At 45.0% G+C, this 22,644-nt stretch carries 14 protein-coding genes and 1 pseudogene; all 15 read left to right on the plus strand.

Annotation, left to right across the window (positions count from 1 at the left end; translation table 11 throughout):
• Positions 1–13 precede the first annotated feature (13 nt).
• The 15 genes and pseudogenes from ACJ8HT_RS13640 (at position 14) to wcaJ (ending at position 22,610) form a co-directional block, all read left to right on the plus strand.
• Complete coding sequence (locus ACJ8HT_RS13640) at positions 14–1,117, plus strand: glycosyltransferase (RefSeq protein WP_197652110.1); 1,104 nt, start codon at positions 14–16, stop codon at positions 1,115–1,117.
• Positions 1,118–1,142: 25 nt separating this feature from the next.
• Entirely contained in the window at positions 1,143–2,207 is a 1,065-nt protein-coding gene (locus ACJ8HT_RS13645) for a glycosyltransferase family 4 protein (RefSeq protein WP_197652109.1), read from the plus strand.
• 35 nt (positions 2,208–2,242) lie between these two features.
• Positions 2,243–3,397 (plus strand): glycosyltransferase, encoded by a 1,155-nt coding sequence (locus tag ACJ8HT_RS13650; protein ID WP_197652108.1) that lies wholly within the window; start codon positions 2,243–2,245, stop codon positions 3,395–3,397.
• 61 nt (positions 3,398–3,458) lie between these two features.
• Positions 3,459–4,472, plus strand: a complete 1,014-nt coding sequence (locus tag ACJ8HT_RS13655) for a glycosyl hydrolase (protein ID WP_197652107.1) — start codon at positions 3,459–3,461, stop codon at positions 4,470–4,472.
• Between the two features lie 493 nt (positions 4,473–4,965).
• Complete coding sequence (locus tag ACJ8HT_RS13660; RefSeq protein ID WP_197652106.1) at positions 4,966–6,018, plus strand: glycosyltransferase; 1,053 nt, start codon at positions 4,966–4,968, stop codon at positions 6,016–6,018.
• 91 nt (positions 6,019–6,109) lie between these two features.
• Positions 6,110–7,645 (plus strand): hypothetical protein, encoded by a 1,536-nt coding sequence (locus ACJ8HT_RS13665; RefSeq protein WP_197652105.1) that lies wholly within the window; start codon positions 6,110–6,112, stop codon positions 7,643–7,645.
• A complete protein-coding gene (locus tag ACJ8HT_RS13670; protein ID WP_197652104.1) occupies positions 7,645–8,646 on the plus strand; it encodes a polysaccharide pyruvyl transferase family protein in 1,002 nt (333 codons plus the stop codon). The genes ACJ8HT_RS13665 and ACJ8HT_RS13670 overlap by 1 nt, the downstream gene beginning before the upstream one ends.
• A 101-nt stretch (positions 8,647–8,747) precedes the next feature.
• Positions 8,748–9,782, plus strand: a pseudogene (locus tag ACJ8HT_RS13675) (IS3 family transposase).
• A gap of 399 nt (positions 9,783–10,181) precedes the next feature.
• Entirely contained in the window at positions 10,182–12,821 is a 2,640-nt protein-coding gene (locus ACJ8HT_RS13680) for a beta strand repeat-containing protein (protein WP_197652103.1), read from the plus strand.
• Between the two features lie 381 nt (positions 12,822–13,202).
• Positions 13,203–14,969 (plus strand): type I secretion system permease/ATPase, encoded by a 1,767-nt coding sequence (locus tag ACJ8HT_RS13685; protein ID WP_174136018.1) that lies wholly within the window; start codon positions 13,203–13,205, stop codon positions 14,967–14,969.
• A 54-nt stretch (positions 14,970–15,023) separates the two neighbouring features.
• The gene (locus ACJ8HT_RS13690) at positions 15,024–16,355 is read left to right on the plus strand and encodes an HlyD family type I secretion periplasmic adaptor subunit (RefSeq protein ID WP_126179413.1); all 1,332 of its coding nucleotides are present in this window, start codon (positions 15,024–15,026) and stop codon (positions 16,353–16,355) included.
• Between the two features lie 2 nt (positions 16,356–16,357).
• Positions 16,358–17,734 (plus strand): TolC family outer membrane protein, encoded by a 1,377-nt coding sequence (locus ACJ8HT_RS13695; protein ID WP_197652102.1) that lies wholly within the window; start codon positions 16,358–16,360, stop codon positions 17,732–17,734.
• 606 nt (positions 17,735–18,340) lie between these two features.
• Entirely contained in the window at positions 18,341–19,765 is a 1,425-nt protein-coding gene (locus ACJ8HT_RS13700) for a mannose-1-phosphate guanylyltransferase/mannose-6-phosphate isomerase (RefSeq protein WP_197652101.1), read from the plus strand.
• A 14-nt stretch (positions 19,766–19,779) separates the two neighbouring features.
• Entirely contained in the window at positions 19,780–21,147 is a 1,368-nt protein-coding gene (gene cpsG / locus ACJ8HT_RS13705; protein WP_197652100.1) for a phosphomannomutase CpsG, read from the plus strand.
• 65 nt (positions 21,148–21,212) lie between these two features.
• Positions 21,213–22,610 (plus strand): undecaprenyl-phosphate glucose phosphotransferase, encoded by a 1,398-nt coding sequence (gene wcaJ / locus ACJ8HT_RS13710; protein WP_197652099.1) that lies wholly within the window; start codon positions 21,213–21,215, stop codon positions 22,608–22,610.
• Positions 22,611–22,644 lie beyond the last annotated feature (34 nt).

The following is a 22,644-nucleotide window of genomic DNA, read 5'->3' on the forward strand; positions in this document are numbered from 1 at the left end:
GGACGGGGATTTTATGAAAGTAGTTATGGTTGTTCAATGTATCCATAAGATTGGTGGAACAGAAAAGGCAACGATTGAACTGGCGAATCTTCTACAATTGAATGGCCACGAAGTAACAATTGTTAGTCTTTACCAAAAAGTTAAAAATGCCGCATCAGATCTAAATCTTGCTGAAGGAATTAATATTTGTTACGTATTTCCTCATGTAGTACTTTTCAAGTACAACGATAAATTTTACCGATTACACGATCTTTTGCTGAAAAGAGCGATTAGCAGATGCATAGATTCGTTTTCTCCAGATGTGGTATTTCATACAAGTATAAAAAATATAGAATTTAATAACAATAAGTATAAGAAGATATTAATGGTTCATTTTTCCTTGGAGCATTATTTGACCGGTAAGGTGACGTCAACGCTGTTGAAGAAAAAACACCAATTTATTGATAGGATTGTTTTTTTATCAAAAGCAGATGCGGAAATATATCATGAGAAATTTAGCGCTAGTAATGGGACTTATGTACCTAATAGTACTACCATTTGCATAGCCGATAGAAAGGGATCTGAAAGTAACAAGAGAATTATATTTCTTGGCCGTATTGATGAGGGACAGAAGCAACTGTCCCATGCCATAGAAATAATGGAGTCCCTTAAAAATCACAACAAACTAAATGGTTGGGGGCTCGATGTTTACGGAAGTGGCCCTGATGAAAAGAAACTCGCTGAGCTGATAGTGACTAAGAATTGTAGTGATGTTATCACCATGCATGGTTTTTCGAACGACATAGATAAAGCTCTCGGGACTGCTGATATTATGCTTTTAACCTCAAAATATGAGGGAATGCCAATGTGTTTGATTGAGGCTGCTGCTAGCGGGATGCCATTAATTAGCTATGACTGCGCGCCGGGTATCAGAGACATTATAATTGATGGCTATAATGGTTACATTATAGCTCAGGATGATAAGGAAGCGTTTATTAAAAAATTGTCATCTCTTATTAACGAGCCAGAACTGCGAGCTTTAATGGGAAAGAATAGTAGGGATGTGGCCGATTCTAAGTTTAGCCAGGCGAGTATTAAACAGCGCTGGTGCGAAATACTAGAGAATGTGACAAAATAGTCTGAATATCAAGGAATTAAATGCTGTGATATATATAAATGGACGATTCCTTACACAAGAGGTCACCGGTGTTCAGCGTTTTGCTGAAGAGATATCCATTCACTTAAAGAAGTTTCGTGATGATATAAAAATACTATGCCCTCCTAATGTTAATTACCCTAGAGTTACACAGTTAGGTAATGTTGAAATAATTGGTAAGAATACAGGGCATATTTGGGAACAATATGATCTCCCTAAGTATTTAAAAGGACGTGGTGATTCTCTCCTGATTAATCTAAGTAATACAGCCCCTGTTTTTTATAAGAACAAAATAGTGACTCATCACGATATAACGTATAAAAGATATCCCAATAGTTATTCATTAAAATTCAGGATGCTTTATAATGCAATTATTCCAATTATATTAAGAACCAGTAAGGCATTAATTACTGTTAGTGAGTTTTCTAAAGGTGAGATTTGCGCTGCGTATGGCTATGATCTCAGCAAGACTCATGTCATATACAACTCAACTAACAGCGATTTTACTCGGAAAGTAGATGAAAAAAGTGGGGACAGATACTTTTTGGCGGTCTCTTCTTCTAATTTTCATAAGAATTTCCATGGATTAGTAAGTGCTTTTAAAAAAATGCCGAATGAACATGGTATTCAATTGAAAATAATAGGTGGCTGGAATAAGAACTTTGCTAATCCTAGGCTAAATTCGGCTATCGAACATGACGATTTAAGTAGTATAAAATTTTTAGGAAGAGTGTCTGATGAAGAGTTGGTCAAGCTTTATTCAAATGCACTGGCATTTATATTCCCATCATTTTATGAGGGGTTCGGTATCCCACCACTAGAAGCTCAAGCATGCGGATGCCCGGTAGCATCTTCGAATCGGGCATCGTTACCAGAGGTTCTATCTGACAGCGTGTTATATTTTTCACCTGATGATGAAGAGGATATAATAAAAGCAATGGAATTACTCATCAATGACCAGTCAATAAGAAGTGACTTAATTGAACGTGGTTTTAGGAACGTAAAAAGATTTTCTTGGGATAATTCTGCGAAAAAATTAAATGATTTAATCATAAGCTTAGAAAGCTCATAATTTTAGTTAAAGTCTTTTTGATTTTAGGATGAAAAATGAATAGTAGTCAAATGAATGTGGGTGTCGTTGCTGACTGGCTTGTGACGTTTGCAGGCGCTGAAAAGGTTATTCAAGAGATTATTAATATTTATCCATCAACTACGCTATATTCAGTTGTTGATTTTTTATCTGATGATGCACGTGTTAAATTTCTAGGTAAGAAGGCAAATACAACATTTATACAAAAGCTTCCAAAAGCAAGCGCTTATCAAAAATATCTACCTCTCATGCCATTTGCTATCGAGCAATTAGACGTTTCATCCCATGATGTTATTATTTCTAGCAGCCATGCCGTTGCTAAAGGTGTATTAACAGGGCCTGATCAGTTGCATATTAGTTACGTGCACTCACCGATCCGCTATGCGTGGGATCTGCAACACCAATATTTGAAAGAGGCGGGTTTAGATAAAGGCATGAAAGGTCATCTTGCTCGATGGATTCTACATAAAATGAGAATGTGGGACTATCGAACTGCGAATGGAGTTGATCATTTTATCGCTAACTCGAAATTTATTGCGCGAAGAATTAAGAAAGTTTACGGGCGCGAGGCTGATGTAATATATCCACCAGTAGATGTTGAACGTTTCAGCTATCAAGATGATAAAGAAGACTTTTACTTTACAGCTTCACGAATGGTTCCTTATAAAAGAATAGATCTTATTGTTGAAGCATTTAGTCACATGCCTGATAAAAGGCTTGTTGTGATAGGTGATGGTTCAGAAATGACTAAAATAAAGTCAAAAGCCAAAAAAAATGTAGAGATTCTCGGTTATCAATCAAATGATGTTATGCTTGAATGTATGCAGAAAGCAAAAGCATTTGTTTTTGCAGCCGAAGAGGACTTCGGTATTACTCCGGTTGAAGCACAAGCTTGTGGGACGCCTGTAATTGCTTTTGGCAAAGGTGGCTCTTTAGAAACTATACGTCCATTTGGTGAGTCGAAAGCGACAGGATTATTTTTTCCCACCCAAGAAATAGCTGCTATTGTTGATGCGGTTTCTAGTTTTGAGAAAATTAGTACTTCTATTCTTCCACAAGATTGCCGTGATAATGCATTACGTTTTTCCGTCTCGCGATTCCAATCAGAAATGGAGGAGTATGTAAACAATAAGTGGAATGCTTTCAGTTGTTCAAAGGCGATAAGTTATTAAATACTGATTTTTGGGGTGAATCTCTGTATAAACAGGTTGGTTTCATGAGAAAGGTACTGTCATGAAGAAAATATTTCACATATTCGTCTTTATTTACTTGATTTCAGGTGTTGGGTACTCATATGGATTCTACCCTGGAGTTGGAGTTCATCCTAATGAATTTAAAGGTAGTGCAGAGGAACTTATTGGTTTGATGGAAAAGTATCAAATTAAGTCGTTCCGAACTGACTATCCATGGAGTAATGTAGAGATTACAAAAGGAATATTGACGAGTTCAAATGATACAACCGATAAGCTTATCAATATTGCTAAAGGCAATGGAATCTCTCCATTGATCATATTAGACTATGGTAATAAAAACTATGGGGGAGGAAAACCTCTTTCACCATTAGCGATGGACGCTTTCGTTAATTATGCGGCATGGACAGCTAGACATTTTAAAGGCAAGGCTGAGATTTTTGAAGTTTGGAATGAATGGTCTCATCGCAGTGGACAGGCCCAGGATGCGGCTAATAATATTTCAGCTGAGGCCTATTTTCAGTTGGTTAAAAAAACTTCACAAGCAGTGAAGAAAGAGAATCCGGCAGCAATAGTCATTGCCGGCGGCTTTAATCCTCTCGATAATACTGACAAGAACTGGGGAATTACACTCGTACAGCTAGGCATACTTAACTATGTGGATGGAATCTCTTTGCATCCTTATTCTTACCAGAATAGAACTGTTGCCGATCCAAAGCTTAATCTTAAGAGAATTGACCTTTACCAAGCTGAGTTAGTTAAAATCATAGGTAAGAAAATTCCTTTCTATATCACGGAGGTTGGATATCCAGCATATGATGGTGGGGCAAATCTCTCTGACGCAGAAGTCGCGAAATACGCTTATGAATATATAACATCGGCAAGTAAAATGAATTATATAGAAGGTGTTTGGTGGTACGACTTTATCGATGATGGTGTTGATAAAAAAAATAGAGAGTATAATTTTGGCCTCTTAAAAAATGATCTTTCTGAAAAGTTAGTAACTAAAGAATTTAGTAGTGCTTTGAAAGAAATTACCAGGAGTGTCAATAAATAAAGCGTCTTTTTGAGTTTTACAAAGTGTTTTAATAGGCCAAATTTTATTCTAAAATTTGGCCTTTTTTATGGAACTTGTATTTTATGATGGTGCAAGTAGTCTTTTTCCTTTCCACGATTTATTGTGGATTCCAAACAGTGTATTAATTTTAATAACATCACTGTGCCAGTGGTGATTTTTATGACTATTTTACCATGCTTACTTAGTATTGTAGGGAGGTATGATATTTATATTTTCTATGGTTTAACTGATTGCATTTTTAAGTTTTGAGTTCTTATCTGAAGAAATAATTATGTTTACGGTGTGTCTATACAGCTCTTTATTCTTATCGTGCTAAGAATGCAGTTATGTTTCAGGTTTGTGAGCTAGTGCCGAAATATTAATAACAAAACTGGACGTTTTTATGTGTTCAGAGTAATCTTTTCTGATATTTTACTCCCCCGCTACTATACTTCACTATGCAGATAATAGCTTAGTTGTTTTATGAGGGTGTATGTTGAAAGATCGGAAAATCGCAGTTATTTTTACGGCATCAATCCTCGGAGGCCATGAAATGATGGCTGTTGCTCATTTAAGGCGATATATTAAAAAAGGGATGAGAGTGGTATGTTATATTCCCTTGGGGAATAATAAAATGGCTGAATTATTGAATGCCTCTTCTATTTGTTATGAGTTTCATGGTGTTCGACATAATAATATGGAAATAATCCATTCTTTTTTTAATCCATGTCATATTCTTCGCACTGCTTATTTCCTTCTTTCAATAAAAAACAAGTTTGATTTTATCTTTGTAATTCAAGGAGACATTGAGTTTGGCTCTGTTTTTATCAATGTGGGAAAAATGTTGGGGATAAAAAGTATCATTAGTTATCTTCCTTATACGCATAGTTTTAGGAAAATGGAAAGCTGGGCCCCTTCCATTAAAGACTTTCTTGCTAGGTATGTATATAGGAATTGTAATTGCTTTTTCACTATCTGTGACACGACAGCTAACGATATCATTATCAAAAATAAAAAGGCTGTTGTCCGGGTTTTGGAAAATTTTGTCGCCAGGCCAGAAATATCTGAAATAAGAGGGGTGGGATATGAATTTATACCATCAAATGAGACATTGAAAGTTGTCATGGCGGGGAGGGTTCTTTTTCGTCAAAAGGGACAGGACATACTTATTAATGCTTTGAAAAATATAATATTTCCTGTTGAATTGCGAGTTTTTGGTGATGGCCCAGATCTCAAGCGATTTAGGGAGTTGGCTACTAAGCTTTCGCCGAACATCGAAGTCGTTTTCTTAGGGTGGAAAAATAATGTTTGGGCAGATTCCAGAGATATAGACTTCATTGTCGTTCCATCACGGTATGAAGGGGTTCCATTAATAATGCTTGAGTCTTTAGCGAGAAATATACCTGTTATCTCACCAGCTAGAGACGGAATGATTAATTATTTGAAAGCCGACTCACTTTATAATACTGGCAGTGCAGACTTCGAGGCGTATGAGTTGAGTAAGAAAATATCAGAATTTTTCTTCAAGAGGGAAGGGAAAAAGTGACATAAGTAGGGTATACCTTATCTATTTCTAAAGGTATTAAAATTTTCCTTGTTGGCTGAAATATGACGGCAGTGGACGGAAGGGAGGAGGCGTGAACAATAGGCAAACGGTGCTACTTAATTCTTTTGCTTTATATGGCCGTACGTTGATATTGATGTTTGTCACTTTATATACCTCGCGTATGGCGCTAAATTCTCTTGGTGTCTCCGATTTTGGTCTCTATAGCCTTGTTAGTAGTGTCATCTTTTTGTTTACGTTCATTCAAAATGTTTTTTCACTTTCCACGCAAAGATTTCTTACTGTTGAGGTGGCAAAAGAAAGTGAACAATTTGAAAAAAGGTTTGCTTCTATTATTATTATGTACTTGGGTGTTTGTTTCCTTGTCTTTTTTTTGGCGGAAACTGTAGGCTTATGGTTTGTTTTGTCGCAAGTGAATTCTTCAACTGTAAGCGCTAACGATATCTTCATGCTATACCAATTCACAATAATAACCCTCCTTTTTCAAATTATGCAGACACCCTTTATGGGATACTTACTCGCCACGGAAAAGATGTCTGTTTTTGCTAAGGTTGGAGTATTTGATGCCTTTCAACGTTGGTTGATGGTTTTTATATTCTCGTCCTTCGAGTTTCGACATAAAGTTGTTTCTTATTCTTGCCTTGTTCTCATTGGTTTTGTTTTTGTTTTTATTGTGTATGTTTGTTTTTGTTCAAAATACGTTCGGTTATATAGGGGGGGGGTCTCAAGAGATATTGACATGGTCTTTTTAAAGGAGATTCTGTCGTTCTCTCGTTGGCCATTGTTAGGTGCGTTCAGTATTGTAAGCGTTTCCCAATCAATTGCATTCTTAGTTTATTACTTTGTAGGGTTGGTCGCTAATGCTTCTATCTGGTTGGCTGAACAGGTCCTGAACGCCTTTAATCGGGTTACCGGTGCTTTGCAAATGGCCTTTGCGCCGAAAATAATAAAGAGTGGCTCTTTGGAGCATTTTGGTGAGATGAATGGCTTAATTTTTCTGTCCTGCAAGCTGACTGCATTTGTCACGATATTGTCAGGTGTGCCTGTTTTTGTTTTTGCTGATTTCGTGAGTACTGTATGGCTTGGTGGTGTACCGGATTATCTTCCCAATTTTATTCGAATTGTCATTGTTTATGTGTTCATTGATTCCTTATCTAATCCTTTCGTTACTGCTATATATACAAAAGGGGAGTTAAAAAGATATCAACTGGTCATATCTCTTATTCTTGGGTTTTCCATTCTGTTGATGACCGCTTTGTTTTTCTTGCATTATTCAATCTATTTTGTTCTTTTGATAAGGGCGCTGTGCGTGCTGGTACTGCTCGTGTTGAGGGTTTTGTGGACGCAAAGTATTTTTCCTCACTGTAATCTTAATATTTTTTTGTTTAAGCTTCTCCCAAAGTTTTTTATTGTGGCAATAATTTCAGTTTTGACTTGTCTTTATATTAAAAATGAGGTTGTTGATGGTTATTTTTCTTTGTTAATGGTTTCTTTTTTAAACTTGTTTCTTGTTGCTGTAATGTTCTTCTTTATCGTTTTTGATGCTGATGATAGAGCATCATTTCTCAAGTTGCTTAGGAAACTGAAGTACAGTGAGAGGGGATTGTAATGACAAAGTATGGATTTCTGACTTACGAGAGTGATCTTTACCGTAAAAGAGGGTGGATTAATTTAGGTGATTATGTACAAACTCTTGCCGCCAGGCAGTTTCTCCCTTCGTGTGATATCCCAATTCCACGTGATGCTATAGGTGGTTATCATGGGGAGCCTGTGAAGGTGATAATGAATGCATGGTATATGGACTCACCAGAAAATTTTCCGCCCTCCTGTAACATTTATCCCTTTTATACGTCTGTACATATCAATTCTTCGGTTGAAAATAAAATATTTTCTGCTGAGGCCATTTATCACCTGAAGCAATATGCTCCTATAGGATGCCGGGATTTCTATACGGTAAACTTGCTCGAGAAATATGGTATACCTGCATATTACTCGGGGTGTATGACTTTGACATTAGGCAAAGCATATAAGCGAAACTCCTGCTCTGATGATATTTACTTTGTTGATGTTATGTATGACTCATTGACACCTTTCGAACTGCTGCGACAACCTCTGCGTTTAGCCAAAAGAATTCTTAATGGACGTGTGTGGGAGCTTTTCCACAAGCGGGAAGTGCTTAGAGAGTGCTTTGAGAAAGAGCTCTTAAATGATGCTAGAGTGATGACTCAAATAGTTCCTTATGTTCCTTATGAGGTGGGGATTGAAATGGCCCATAACTTTCTGCTGAAACTTTCTTCGGCTAAACTGGTTGTTACGTCACGTATTCACACTGCACTTCCATGTTTGGCAATGGGAACACCTGTCATTTTTATCAATGGCGGTTTTAAGAATAAAATAGATAATTGTCGCTTTGATGGTCTGCTCGATTTTTTCAATAGAATTGATGTTGATAATAGAGGGCGTGTGATAAAAAATTTTGGTTCATCAAATGACAAAATAAGCAATAATACGGTGATTATTAATGGTGGTAAACACCTTGATTATTCAGTTTCGCTGGCAAGGTCTTGTAATGAATTTATTGGTCAGCCTCCTTTTAGCCCGGTAACTTGATATTAATCTCATTAGCCTGATCTCCGTAGTTTAATGCAATCCCACGCTAATAATGCTTTTAAGCAACGTGAGGACATCGCTACTAAGAAGCGTTTACCGACGTGCAGGTCATCAGTATCCTCCGCGAGATTGAAGTTGGGATTTCGGCCGGGGGACCCGACTACAAGTATGCTAGTTTATAAACTACCCCCTACTTCCTCGTGCAAAAAGTTTGGCGTCATGGATGTGCCTGAAGTGAAGCGGTTCAAATCACTTGAAGAGGTCAAGAAGCTACACGCTGAACCCATGCTGGATAAGGATGTGCTTCAGGTGGCTCTGGGGCGAAAGTTCTTACGGCAGACTAGAAGCGGGTAGCCTTGGAAGTCGCGTGTGAAACCACGGGCCTGTTGCAACTTCGTGCCTGTAGGCTCATAGGTTCGTGCCTGTCCACCTACCGCTATGACTCTCAGCGTCCGTCTTTTGATGCATATTAATCAGGGCGCATCACTGAACTGGCTCTTGAAATCTGGAGGTTTTGGTTACCGGTGAATCTGGCAGTGACTGCGTCGGGAGGGATTTCACGTCAATCACTAGCGGGTATACCGTAACGGACAGAGCGTAAACGTAGACGACGTCGTAAAGGGTTGGCGAGCGGGCTGTTTTCGCTTCAGCGCCAGGATGCACCGAACCTGAGCTGGTCGATGGATTTCGTCATGGATACATTGGCCGCCGGTCGGAGGAACAAGTGCCTGACCTGTATGGATGATTTCACTATGAAGTGCCCGACGATTACTGCTAATTTCGGGATTTCTGGTATGTAGGTCATTCGTAGTCTGGCCAGCATAGCACTGTTTCATGGCTATTTGGCGACGATAAGAACCGATCAGTGACCTGAATTCATCTGCCGCACACTGGATCAATGGGCCATCGAGAATTGCGTGGAACGGCAGCTTATTCTGCCAGGCTAACCAACCCAGAACGGATTTATTGAGAGTTGTAACGGACGACTTCGAGATGAGTGCCTGAATAAGAACTGGTTCAGCAGTATTGTTTACGCTAGGAAAACGATTAATGACTGGCGGCAATATTATAACGAGCATCATTCACATTCATCACTGAATTACCAAACCCCGGCTGAATTTGCATCAAGCTGGTGAAATGGAGCGTTTGAAGGTAAACAAATCGACATTACTAACTGACCGTTGTATCTAATACAGGGAGTTGGTCACCATAGCAAGACATATAGGTGATATCCGTTTGGTGAAGACTTCGCTTGATGAAACTGCATTTTACGATGCCTGAGTATAGCTATACTTTGATTTTTTATGTGATTATTAATTTGCGAATAAATTCAACGTCACATTAAATTATATTTCGATTGCTGTGTTTCTTGGTTTTTTGTGTTGTTAGGATTATTTTTATTTTAATTTTATCCTGTTGTTTGACAATTTTGATTTTTTGAACTTTCCTTAACTTGCATGTGTCCGCATGTTTCTTTTTTGTTTTTGTTAACCTTTTGATATCTGAAATTAATTTTTAATTTTGAGGATATACTTATGGCTTCTCAAGTTTTGCTGTACCAGAAGGTAGTGGCAGCTATACAGTACGCCGTCTTAGGACATAGTACTTTTACTAGTCTCACAGCCTTTGATGCCGATGCCGGTCAAATCCGTACGGGACAAATTACTGCACAGACTTACGTTGGCAACCTGCTAGCATCTGCTGAAGGGCAGGCGCTGTATGGCTCGAGTTCTTCGTTGGATATCTTACGAACGGTTTATACCAAGGTTTATGGTTCTGCACCTGCTGATAGCGTTCTCCAAGGTATTCTGGGTACAACGTCGTTGAATAATGCCATTTACAGCGCAATCGATAACTTATTAAATTATAAGCAATTCGATAGCACTAATTTGGCTGCCCAAACCAATTTTGACAACCACATCGATGCTTTGCTGTTTAATAATTACGGTACGGCGGCATGGAACCAGTGGAGCGTTGCGCTTTCGTCTCAGGAACAGGTAGCTTCTGTTTATCTGGCTGTACCTTACCGTTCGGCTGACTCTAGTGGGTTGAACTATTGGACGAACTATTTATTACAACCAGGTAAGTCATTTTCTCTTTTGGTTAGCAACCTGCTGGCTTCTTCGGAGTTTCAGCAGAAAGGCGCCAATTTGGCCGGTGATGCATTCATACAGCACATTTTTAATGGTGTGTATGGTGTGAATGCCACAGCTTCTCAACTGGCAACTTATAACGCTTTGGGAACGAACAAGTCTGTTATTACTCAGGCTATTATCAATGACTTACGTAACTCGACTGCAACGGATGCTACTACAGTTACGCAACAGCATGCCTTTGAATATCAGATCGGCACCAGTCTGGTTTACAACACCGCTGCAGCCTTGTCGTCATCTGCTTCTGGTGGCAATGCCATTGGTACGATTAACTCTGGACTTTCCCATCAGATCAGTAATGCCGAAACGGCAGTATTGACTGATGTCCAACTCAACGCTAGCACAGCCAGCCTGGTCAATCTGAAGTTCGCCGATCACCTGGCTAACCTGACCATCAACGGCACCAGCGCTGCAACGGTGAACCTGTCAGATAACGGCGTCAACCCTGGCGTGGCGGTGACTGTCAACAACGGCAACATTATCCTGAACGCCAGCTCCGGTTCAGATAACGTGGTCGTGACTTCGACGGCTAACATCGCGACCGGTACCGCACAGTTTAACCTCGGCGCCGGCAACGACAGCCTGCACTGGGCGGGTAACGCGGTCTCCGGCGGTGCGAACACCGTTGCCAATGCCGTCAAGGCTGACGGCGGTACCGGCACGGATTCCATCTCTGCCAACTTCATCACCAAAACCGTCGTGACCAACCAGAACGCCCTGGGCGTTCGCACCAGCACCGTGACCAGCAACGCCAACAACTTCTCGAACTTTGAGCAGATTGATCTGACCGGTTATATCGGTAAGTCTGTCGGTACGCTGATTACGACACCGCTGATTGGTTCACCGACCACCACCAGCGTCACTACGCCAACCAACACCTTCGACTTTGGCCTGACCAACGGCACGTCTACGGTAGAAGGGACTACGGGCGGTACGGTCACCCAGAACGCAGCGGCGACCAACCTGGGGGCACAAGGGTTCGTGATCTCCGGTCTGGCTAACGTCAACGTCATCAACGCTGCCGGCGGTAACGCCGCACAGCTGGAAGTGAAAGGCGACGCGACATCAGCCAGTACGCTGAACTTCACCTTCGTCCAAAACGCCACCGACCACTTCAACATCAACTTTGATGCAGTGAGCTCGGCGAACGTGAATGCCGGCGCCATCAGCCTGAACAGCAGCAGCAGTGCGCTGTTGGGCACCGCGCTGACGACGGTGAACGTGGCTTCCGGCGGTACCGGTTCGTTCAACAACATTCTGTCCCTGGCTGGTACCAATGCGCAGGTTCAGACTGTCAACGTGACCGGTGACCATGCGCTGAACTTGACGTTGGGTAGCGGCTTCAGCAACGTTCGTGACGTTAACGCCTCAACCAATACCGGCGGTTTGAACCTGGATTCAAGCCATGCGGGTACCGGTGACGGTATTATCGTGCAGCTGTTGAACGCGTTGCCACTGAGTGCGGTTACCACCGCATTGCTGACCCCGCTGCTGAACACGCTGGGTCTGAACGGTTACCAACTGACGGTAGAAGGCACGTCCACGGCCGACAGCTTCAACGTACTGGGTAACACCACGTTGACCGGGGGCACCGGGGCGAATATCTACGATCTGAAATCCAGTACTTCGCAGGCGGGGGTCACCATCACCGACTTCAGCACTGCGAAAGACAAAATCGTGGATGCGGCTTCCGGCCTGACCCTGTCCAACACCGGTACCGCGGTGGCGGATTACGGTACTCGCGCTTCAGATACGTTGGATGCGCTGTTAGGTTCGCTGGTTGGCGGTCTAACTACCGGCGTTGTCGGCCTGCTGGGGGGCATCCTGGGGCTGAGCAATCCAAACTCGTTGACGGCAAAAGTGGGCGTGGCCTCGGTGGTGTTCAGTGGTACAGGTAACAATGCTGACTCCTATGTGATTATTGACAATAACAATAACCACACGCTGGATGCTAACGATACCGTCATTTACCTGACAGGCCAGAACCACCAGCAATTGGTGGATACTCTGCACTACGCCTAAGGGTAAAACCACAACAGCCAATAATTCCCAATGGAACTATTGAGTTTTAAATAATGCGGGGGAGGTTATTCCCCCGCATATTTAAATTTGTGAGCGGCATCATCCTCTCTAAGTTATTCCATTTCGTTATCTTCCATCCCCGCCTTTGTTTTCCCATATCACTCTGTTTTATCATGCTTTTTAAAAGCATGGTGGCCGGTTTTTTTTTTATAACATACCTTGCCGGTTTTCACTTTCTCTACCTATAGTTAACGAAAGTATCTGCAGTCTCGGGCATTTTTTTTGGGGTGAGCCTTCCCGGAGGATTCTTTTTTAGGAATTTCTTTAGGGGAGGGGTCAATGCGGATTGGACTGACAGTGCACATGATGTAAGGGCAGAACGTGAATCAATTTATCCCGCGCAACGAAATTGCGGATGTTATACGCACGCGCAGTAAAGTCTTCTGGACCGTTGGTATATTCACTGCGTTTATTAACCTATTAATGTTGGTACCTTCCATTTACATGCTCCAGGTTTACGACCGGGTGCTTCCTTCGCGTAATGAAATCACACTGTTAATGTTGACGCTGATCATGCTGGGGATGTTCGGCATGATGTCCTTGCTGGAATACGTGCGCAGCATGGTGGTGATCCGTATCGGCAGTCAGCTGGATATGCGGCTCAATACGCGCATTTATACTGCGGCTTACGAGGCGAATTTAAAAAACGGTTCCTCCGATGCCGGCCAGATGTTGAGCGATCTGACCAACGTGCGTCAATTCCTGACCGGCAGTGCGCTGTTTGCCTTCTTCGATGCGCCCTGGTTCCCGATCTATCTGCTGGTGATTTTCCTGTTTAACCCTTGGCTGGGGTTGTTCGCACTGGTGGGCTCCTTGCTGTTGATCGCCTTGGCGGTGATCAACGAAGTGGTGTCGAAAAAGCCGCTGGCGGATGCCAGCCGGCTTTCAATCATGTCAAGCAACCTGGCCAGCACCAACTTGCGTAACGCCGAAGTGATCGAAGCGTTGGGAATGTTGCCCAACCTGAAGGGGCGTTGGTTCGGTCTGCATCAGCGCTTCCTGAACAGCCAACGCATCGCTAGCGAACGGGCATCGCGTGTTACATCGATCACTAAGTTTGTGCGTCTGTCGCTCCAGTCGCTGGTTTTGGGCCTGGGGGGCTGGCTGGCGATCGATGGGCACATCACACCGGGCATGATGATCGCCGGTTCCATTTTGATGGGGCGTACTCTGGCGCCGATCGAGCAGGTGATCAACGTTTGGAAAAGTTGGAGCTCTGCCAAGCTGGCATATCAGCGCCTGGTGCGTTTGTTGGAGCAGCATCCGCCGCGCGGTACCGCCATGTCGCTGCCGCGCCCGGAAGGGGTGATTTCAGTTGAAGGGGTGACCGCGACGCCGCCTGGCTCGAAGGGGAGCGCGGTGCTGCATAACGTCAACTTCGCGATTCAGCCGGGAGATGTGCTGGGGATTATCGGGCCAAGCGCTTCAGGCAAGTCTACGTTGGCGCGCCTGCTGGTCGGCATCTGGCCGGTCAGCGAAGGCATTGTACGGCTGGACAACGCCGACATCTACCAGTGGAACAAGGACGAACTGGGGCCTTACATCGGTTATCTGCCGCAGGATATTGAGCTGTTTGCCGGCAGCATCGCGGAGAACATCGCCCGCTTCAACGAGCTGGACTCGGTGAAAGTGATTGAGGCCGCCAAGTTGGCCGGGGTGCATGAGCTGATTCTGCGCTTCCCCAATGGCTATGATTCGGTGATCGGCAACGGTGGCGCCGGGCTTTCCGGCGGTCAGAAACAGCGTATCGGTTTGGCGCGTGCGCTGTATGGCGATCCGTCTCTTATCGTGCTGGATGAACCCAACTCCAATCTGGACGATGCCGGTGAGCGGGCGTTGAACCAGGCCATTACGTTCCTTAAACAGCGGAATAAGACGGTGATCCTGATTACGCACCGCACCAATCTGCTGGCGATGACCAACAAGCTGTTGCTGCTGGTTAACGGGAACGTCAATGCGTTTGGCCCAACGCAGCAGGTGCTGCAGGCCTTGGCAAATGCGCAAAAAGCGCAGGTACCTCCGCAAGCGGCGCGTGCGGTGAACTCCGAGCCGGATGAAGGCGATATTCCTAAAACTCAAATTAATTAAGCCGTGAACTGGCCTGGCGGCGCTGTTGCGTCGCCGGCAGTCAAAGGAGTTGGTATGTCTACGCATATTGGCGAGCCGAATGACTCGTACTCAGAACAGATCCCGCTGGATGAGCGCCGTTATACCCGCCTCGGGTGGTTGGCGCTGGGTGTAGGTGTGTTCGGTTTCTTGGCCTGGGCGGCGTTTGCGCCTCTAGACAAAGGGGTGGCGTCGCCGGGATCGGTAACCGTTTCCGGCAACCGTAAAACGGTGCAGGCGCCGGCCAGCGGCATCATCAAAAATATCGTGGTGAAAGACGGCGACAAGGTGAAAGCCGGCGAAGTTCTGGTGCAGTTGAGCCAGGTGCAGGCACAGGCACAGGTCGATTCGCTGCGCGATCAATATTACACCACGCTGGCCACCGAAGGGCGCTTGCTGGCTGAACGGGATGGTCTGAGCAAGGTCACTTTTTCCCCTGTTTTCGCTCAAGTTAAGGATCAGCCGCGTGTCGCGGAGATCATTGCGCTGCAGACGCAGCTGTTCTCTTCCCGTCGCCAAGGGCTGCAGAGTGAAATTGACGGTTATAAGCAGTCGATGGACGGGATCCGTTTCCAGTTGAAAGGCCTGCAGGACTCACGCGCCAACAAACAGATCCAGCTCTCCAGCCTGCGTGAGCAGATGAACAGCATGAAACAGCTGGCGGCGGACGGTTACCTGCCGCGCAACCGCTACCTGGAAATACAGCGCCAGTTCGCCGAGGTGAACAGCAGCATCGATGAGACCGTCGGGCGGATTGGCCAACTGCAAAAGCAGCTGCAGGAATCTCAGCAACGTATCGATCAGCGCTTCGCCGACTATCAGCGCGAAGTAAGAACGCAGCTGGCGCAAACCCAAATGGACGCCAGCGAGTTCCGCAACAGACTGCAAATGGCCGATTTCGATCTGGGCAACACTGCCATCACTTCACCGGTGGACGGCACCGTGGTCGGATTGAATATCTTCACTCAGGGGGGCGTCGTGGGAGCGGGTGACCACCTGATGGACGTGGTACCCAGCCAGGCCACATTGGTGGTGGATTCTCGCCTCAAAGTTGACCTGATCGATAAGGTGTACAACGGGTTGCCGGTGGATCTGATGTTTACCGCCTTCAACCAAAACAAAACCCCGAAAATTCCGGGAACGGTCACGCTGGTTTCCGCCGACCGTCTGGTCGACAAAACCAATGGCGAACCTTATTACCAGATGCAGGTCACGGTCTCGCCAGAGGGCATGAAAATGCTCAATGGTGAGGACATCAAGCCGGGGATGCCGGTGGAGGTGTTCGTGAAAACGGGGTCACGCTCGCTGCTGAGCTATCTGTTTAAACCTATTTTGGATCGCGCTCATACTTCATTAACCGAGGAATAATTTTGATTCATTCAAAACGACAGGCTGCCGGTCTGGTTATCGGCACCCTTTTGTTTGCGATGTCTGCGCCGGTTTATTCGATAGGGATTTTAGACGCATATTCGCTGGCATTAGAAAAGGACCCGACCTTCCGGGCGGCTATAAAAGAAAAAGAAGCGGGAGATGAGAACGAAAATATCGGCAGGGCGGGATTGTTGCCGAAGGTATCGCTGAACTACCAGAATTCGCCGCGCAACTGGCAAACGCAGAAGTACCCGCAAAGCGATTTCTTTGGCAACATTACGGAAGCGACGCGGCGTCAGCAGTACCGCAGCTACTCCAGCTCGGTGACGTTGACGCAGCCGCTGTTCGATTATGAGGCCTATGCGCGTTACAAAGGCGGCGTGGCGCAGACGATGATGTCGGATGAACGCTACCGCGGCAAACTGCTCGATCTGGCGGTGAGGGTGATCAGCGCCTACGTCGAAGTGGCCTATTCCAAAGATCAAATCGCCCTGGCCGAGGCGCAAAAGGCGGCCTATAAAGAGCAGCTGGCGTTGAACGATCGGTTGATGAGTGCGGGTGAAGGGACATTGACTGACGTTTCCGAAACGCAGGCGCGCTACAGCCTGGCCGAGGCGCAGGTGATCGAGGCGCGCGACGCGCTGGATGCCGCGCAGCGCGAGCTGGAGGTGATCATCGGCGTGCCGTTGAATCAACTGGATGAGCTGCAGGTCTTACGGCCGGGCAAGTTCCAGGTGGCACCACTGATACCGTCGAAGTTCGAAGAGTGGCAAAAGATCGCCCTGGAGAATAACCCGGTGCTGGCCGCCTCGCGCCACGGCGTCGATGCGGCAAAATACGAGGTAGAGAGAAATCGCGCCGGCTTTATGCCGAACGTGCAACTCTATGCTTCGCATTCGGAGAACGATTCCAGCAGCGACAACACGGTTAACCAGAAATACCGTACCGACAGCATCGGGGTGCAGGTGAGTTTGCCGATTTACTCCGGCGGCGGCGTGGCGGCCTCAACGCGGCAGGCGGCGGCGCGTTACGGCCAGGCGATGGCCGAAATGGATACGCAAGTGGGTTCGACGCTGAACGATCTGCGCAAACAGTTCAATCTGTGCATCAGCAGCCGCGCCAAGCTGGCGGCCTACGAGCTGGCGGTGAAGTCGGCGACCACGCAGGTGACGGCGACCCGGCAGAGCGTATTGGCGGGGCAGCGCGTTAACGTCGATGTGCTCAACGCCGAACAGCAGCTCTATAGCGCCCAGCGCGATCTGGCTTCTGCCAAGTACACCTACATTAAGTCCTGGATTACCTTGCTGAGCGACTCCGGCACGCTGGACGAGAAGGATGTGCTGCGTGTGGCGCAGTATTTTTCTGCAGGGCGCTGAACAATAATTCGGCGAACAGTTCTGACCACCCTAAGTATAAATCTGAAAGAGCAGCTCAAAGCTGCTCTTTTTTGTGTTTATACGTTATGTTATCGCTTGATTGGCGAGGTGAGAAAAAATAGCTTCCCTGCCTTATATAAGCCTTATGACGTCAGATGTGGTGATGTGTTAACACGCTTTATCGCCGCTTGGTATGCGATGTTTACCTGGTGACAAACATCGTAGTAGTGACCATTAATGGCAACAAGTGGACGCGTACATCAGTGATTGGTAACTGGAAGCCAAGGGCGGTAGCGTTGTGTTTTTAATTTATTGATTTTTACGGGTTTTGTTTTTCGATTTGATGCTGTCAGTGCCTGGGCCTCACTTGGAGTGCTGGAGCCATGTTGTATAATAGTAAATCACGTTTCTGATATTAATATTATGCCCTAAGGTTATTCTTATTATCGATTTGAAAATTTTTTACCAGTCATTTGCAGACTTTTGAGAATTATCACATTAATAACTTCAAAGATTATTTTCGAATGCACTGGCTTCCTATTTCTTATCAAGAATTATAGTTTTTAAAGCTCATATTGAAATAATAGATTAGCGAAGGGTTAAATTATGTCCAAGATAGTCCCGGTAATTATGGCCGGAGGAACGGGTAGCCGCTTATGGCCTTTGTCTAGAGAATCTTTTCCTAAACAATTCCTGTCGATTGACGATAGTGGTTTAAGCCTGTTGCAGCAGACGTTAGTGCGCTTGGAGAACGCTGCCAATCTAGAGATTGCGGCACCTTTAGTGATATGTAACGAAGAGCACCGTTTTTTGGTCGCAGAACAGTTGCGTGAGATCGGCCAACTGGGGACAAATATAATTTTGGAACCTATGGGGCGGAATACTGCACCAGCTGTGGCTTTGGCGGCCCATCTGGCGGCAGAAGAAGCCTTTGACGGTATACTTCTGGTATTGGCTGCCGATCATTTGATCACGAAAGTGAGCAATTTTCATGAGGCAATCAACACGGCTACTCAGTTTGCCACACAAGATCGGCTGGTGACGTTTGGTATTATCCCTCAGCATCCAGAGACGGGTTATGGGTATATTAGACGTGGCGACAGCCTCTCCAAGGAGTGCTTCAAAGTTGAAGCCTTTGTTGAGAAGCCTTGTCTGGAAAAAGCAAAAGCATATGTCGCTTCCGGCGATTATAGCTGGAACAGCGGCATGTTTATGTTCAAGACGGAGAAATTTCTCAGCGAGCTGGAAAAATTTAGCCCGGAGATTTACCAAACGACTAAAAAATCAGTCATGGAGAGCCAACGCGATATGAATTTCATTCGCGTGGAGCAAGAAACTTTCCAATGCTGCCCGAGTGACTCCATTGATTATGCCGTGATGGAAAAAACCCAGGATGCCGTTGTGATCCCGATCGATGCAGGATGGAGTGATGTCGGATCGTGGTCGTCATTGTGGGATGTGTCTGCAAAGGACCATTCGGGAAATGTGAATGTCGGGGAGGTTATCTCCATTGATTCAAATAATAATTACATATCTTCTGACTCTGCTCTGGTGGCTACGATAGGGTTGCATGACATGGTTGTTGTTACGACCAGCGATGCCGTGCTTATTGCCACCAAAGATAAGGTTCAAGAGGTGAAGAAAATCGTCGAGGAACTGAAAAAGCGCAATCTTCATCATTTCCGGCAACATTCTTCCTCGTACCGTCCGTGGGGGAAAATTTGCGACATCGACAGTGGCGTTCACTTCCAGGTAAAAAAAATCATCGTGCGCCCTGGCGAGGGGCTTTCGCTACAACGCCATTTGCATCGTGCGGAGCATTGGGTGGTGGTTAGCGGAACGGCGAAAGTGAATGTCGATGATAAAGAGTTCTTTCTGTCCGAAAATCAGTCAACTTTTATTCCTGCTGGCAGCGTGCACACACTGGAAAATCCAGGGAAAATCAATCTGGAAATGATTGAGGTCAGATCGGGACGCTATCTGGAAGAGGATGATATCGAACGGTTACACGATCGATATGGCAGAGCCTAATTAAGGAATCTTTGATGAAAAAGTTGACGTGTTTTAAAGCCTATGACATTCGCGGAAAGCTGGGCGAAGAGCTGAATGAGGACATCGCGTATCGTATTGGGCGCGCCTACGGCGAGTTTTTGAAGCCCAAGTCTATCGTATTGGGCAGCGATGTACGCTTGACCAGTGAAAGCCTGAAGCTGGCGCTGGCGAAAGGCTTACAGGATGCGGGCTCCGACGTTATCGACATCGGCTTAACCGGGACCGAAGAAATCTATTTTGCCACGACCTATTTGAAAACGGATGGTGGCGTGGAAGTGACCGCCAGCCATAACCCTATCGATTATAATGGAATGAAATTGGTGCGCGAAGGCTCTCGCCCAATTAGCGGCGATACGGGCTTGAGAGCGATTCAAGAGCTTGCAGAGAAAAACCAATTTCAAGCGCCGACGGCAACACGTGGTAACTATGTCCGCCAGGACGTGTTGAGTGCTTATGTAGAGCACATTCTTTCCTATGTCGACGTAAAAAATTTCAAGCCGTTGAAGTTGGTGATCAATTCGGGGAATGGCGCTGCGGGACATGTGGTCGATGCTATGGAAGCGCAACTGAAGGCGCAGGGCGTACCGCTTGAGTTTATCAAAGTGCATCACCAGCCGGATGGCACTTTCCCCAACGGTATTCCAAACCCGCTATTGCCGGAGTGTCGTGCAGATACCGCCGAAGCGGTGCGTGAGCATGGTGCTGATATGGGCATTGCGTTCGACGGTGATTTTGATCGCTGTTTCCTGTTCGATGAAAAAGGTGATTTCATTGAGGGCTATTACATTGTCGGCTTGCTGGCGGAGGCCTTCCTGCAGAAACAACCGGGTGCGAAGATCATCCACGATCCGCGTCTGAGCTGGAACACCATCGATGTGGTCACCGAGGCGGGGGGCGTACCCGTGATGTCGAAAACCGGCCATGCTTTCATTAAGGAGCGCATGCGTGCGGAAGACGCTATTTATGGCGGAGAAATGAGCGCCCATCACTATTTTCGTGATTTTGCTTATTGTGACAGTGGCATGATACCGTGGCTGTTGGTCGCTGAATTGGTCTGTGTGAAAGGGCAAACTCTGGGGCAACTGGTGCAGGGGCGCATTGTCGCCCACCCGTCTTCCGGTGAGATTAATATCAAGTTGTCGAACCCAGAAGGTTCGATTGAAGGTATTAAAAACCACTATGTTTCGAAAGCAAGCTCGGTCGATTATACCGATGGCATAAGCGTTGAGTTCCCTGAATGGCGTTTCAATCTTCGCTCATCAAATACGGAGCCTGTAGTTCGGCTTAATGTAGAGTCTAGAAATAATAAAAAATTGATGGAAGAAAAGGTTAAGGAAATTCTGAATCTGTTGAATTTATAATTTAAAGGGTGCGCATTTATTTTTTTAGAAGTAATTGCGCACTCATTTATAAGAGTGCTTTTATTATGAAAATACAACATCAGCGGGCGCATTCCAAAGCAAATGCATCTCTAATATCTATGGTTCAGCGTTTTTCTGATATCTCTATTATTTTCTTTGGCGCGTTTGTTGCAAGTAAAATAAATGGTTTTAACTTTAACTATGAAATCATTTTGGTTGCTCTCATAGCTTTAGTCGCATTTCAAATGATTGGTGGTATAACTGATTTTTATCGCTCTTGGCGTGGCGGGAAATTCTCATCAGAGCTTCGACTTATACTTAAAAATTGGACGCTAAGCATAATCGTTACTGCCGGTATAACTTCATTCATGCCGAGTTCCAGTTTTACATTTGAAGTATTTTTATACTGGTATCTATCAGTATGTCTCGGGTTCACGTTCTGTCGTTCTGCAATCCGTTTTTTGGTGGGGACAATTAGAAATCTGGGATACAACAACCGAAAGGTAGCCGTTGCGGGTTCGATGCCTATCGGTGTAAGGCTGCTGAAAAATTTTAAAGAAGAACCTTGGTTAGGATTTATCGTTGAAGGTATATACGACGATGTACAAAGTCACAATGATAATGAAATAAAGTACTGTGGTGACTTGGATAAGTTAGTCGAGGATGCACGCCAAGGACGACTTGATTATGTGTATATCGCGATGAAAATGAGCGAAGAGCATAAGTTTAAGAAGATACTGGGGCAGTTAACCGACACAACCTGTTCTGTCATGTTTATCCCTGATGTATTTACGTTTAATATCTTGCAGTCAAGAACTGAAGAAGTAAATGGAGTTCCCGTCGTTCCTTTGTTCGATACCCCATTGAATGGCATAAATAAAGTTTTTAAAAGAGCTGAAGATATTATTTTGTCAATGCTGATATTGATATTTATTTCGCCGGTACTTGCTTTGATCGCGTTCGCTGTGAAATTTACATCTCAAGGGCCAGTTATATTTCGTCAAACACGTTACGGTATGGATGGCAAGCCCATCATGGTTTGGAAATTCAGATCTATGACTGTTATGGAAAATAATGATGTAGTCATCCAGGCAAAAAAAGGTGATGCCAGGGTGACCAAGGTCGGGGCGTTTTTGCGACGAACCTCTTTGGATGAGTTGCCGCAGTTTTTCAATGTTCTTATTGGCGGGATGTCTATCGTTGGGCCTAGGCCGCATGCTGTGGCACACAATGAACAATATAGAAATCTTATCGAAGGTTATATGCTCCGACACAAAGTCAAACCAGGAATTACAGGTTGGGCTCAAATTAATGGGTGGCGGGGAGAAACAGACACCTTGGATAAGATGCAAAAGCGAGTCGAATATGATCTTGAGTATATTCGTGACTGGAGTATTTGGCTCGATCTAAAAATAATTTTCCTTACAGTATTTAAAGGCTTTATACACAAATCCGCGTATTGACAAATACTTGTGAGAACAGGGCTGTCTCTTTGAT

The organism is Serratia sp. CY44782 (assembly GCF_052168715.1).
In the GTDB taxonomy this organism is placed as follows: domain Bacteria; phylum Pseudomonadota; class Gammaproteobacteria; order Enterobacterales; family Enterobacteriaceae; genus Serratia; species Serratia nevei.

Coding starts and splice junctions, on each gene's coding strand:
- ACJ8HT_RS13640 (WP_197652110.1), top strand. CDS start 14: ATGAAAGTAGTTATGGTTGTTCAATGTATCCATAAGATTGGTGGAACA.
- ACJ8HT_RS13650 (WP_197652108.1), top strand. CDS start 2,243: ATGAATAGTAGTCAAATGAATGTGGGTGTCGTTGCTGACTGGCTTGTG.
- ACJ8HT_RS13655 (WP_197652107.1), top strand. CDS start 3,459: ATGAAGAAAATATTTCACATATTCGTCTTTATTTACTTGATTTCAGGT.
- ACJ8HT_RS13660 (WP_197652106.1), top strand. CDS start 4,966: ATGTTGAAAGATCGGAAAATCGCAGTTATTTTTACGGCATCAATCCTC.
- ACJ8HT_RS13670 (WP_197652104.1), top strand. CDS start 7,645: ATGACAAAGTATGGATTTCTGACTTACGAGAGTGATCTTTACCGTAAA.
- ACJ8HT_RS13680 (WP_197652103.1), top strand. CDS start 10,182: ATGGCTTCTCAAGTTTTGCTGTACCAGAAGGTAGTGGCAGCTATACAG.
- ACJ8HT_RS13690 (WP_126179413.1), top strand. CDS start 15,024: ATGTCTACGCATATTGGCGAGCCGAATGACTCGTACTCAGAACAGATC.
- ACJ8HT_RS13700 (WP_197652101.1), top strand. CDS start 18,341: ATGTCCAAGATAGTCCCGGTAATTATGGCCGGAGGAACGGGTAGCCGC.
- cpsG (WP_197652100.1), top strand. CDS start 19,780: ATGAAAAAGTTGACGTGTTTTAAAGCCTATGACATTCGCGGAAAGCTG.
- wcaJ (WP_197652099.1), top strand. CDS start 21,213: ATGAAAATACAACATCAGCGGGCGCATTCCAAAGCAAATGCATCTCTA.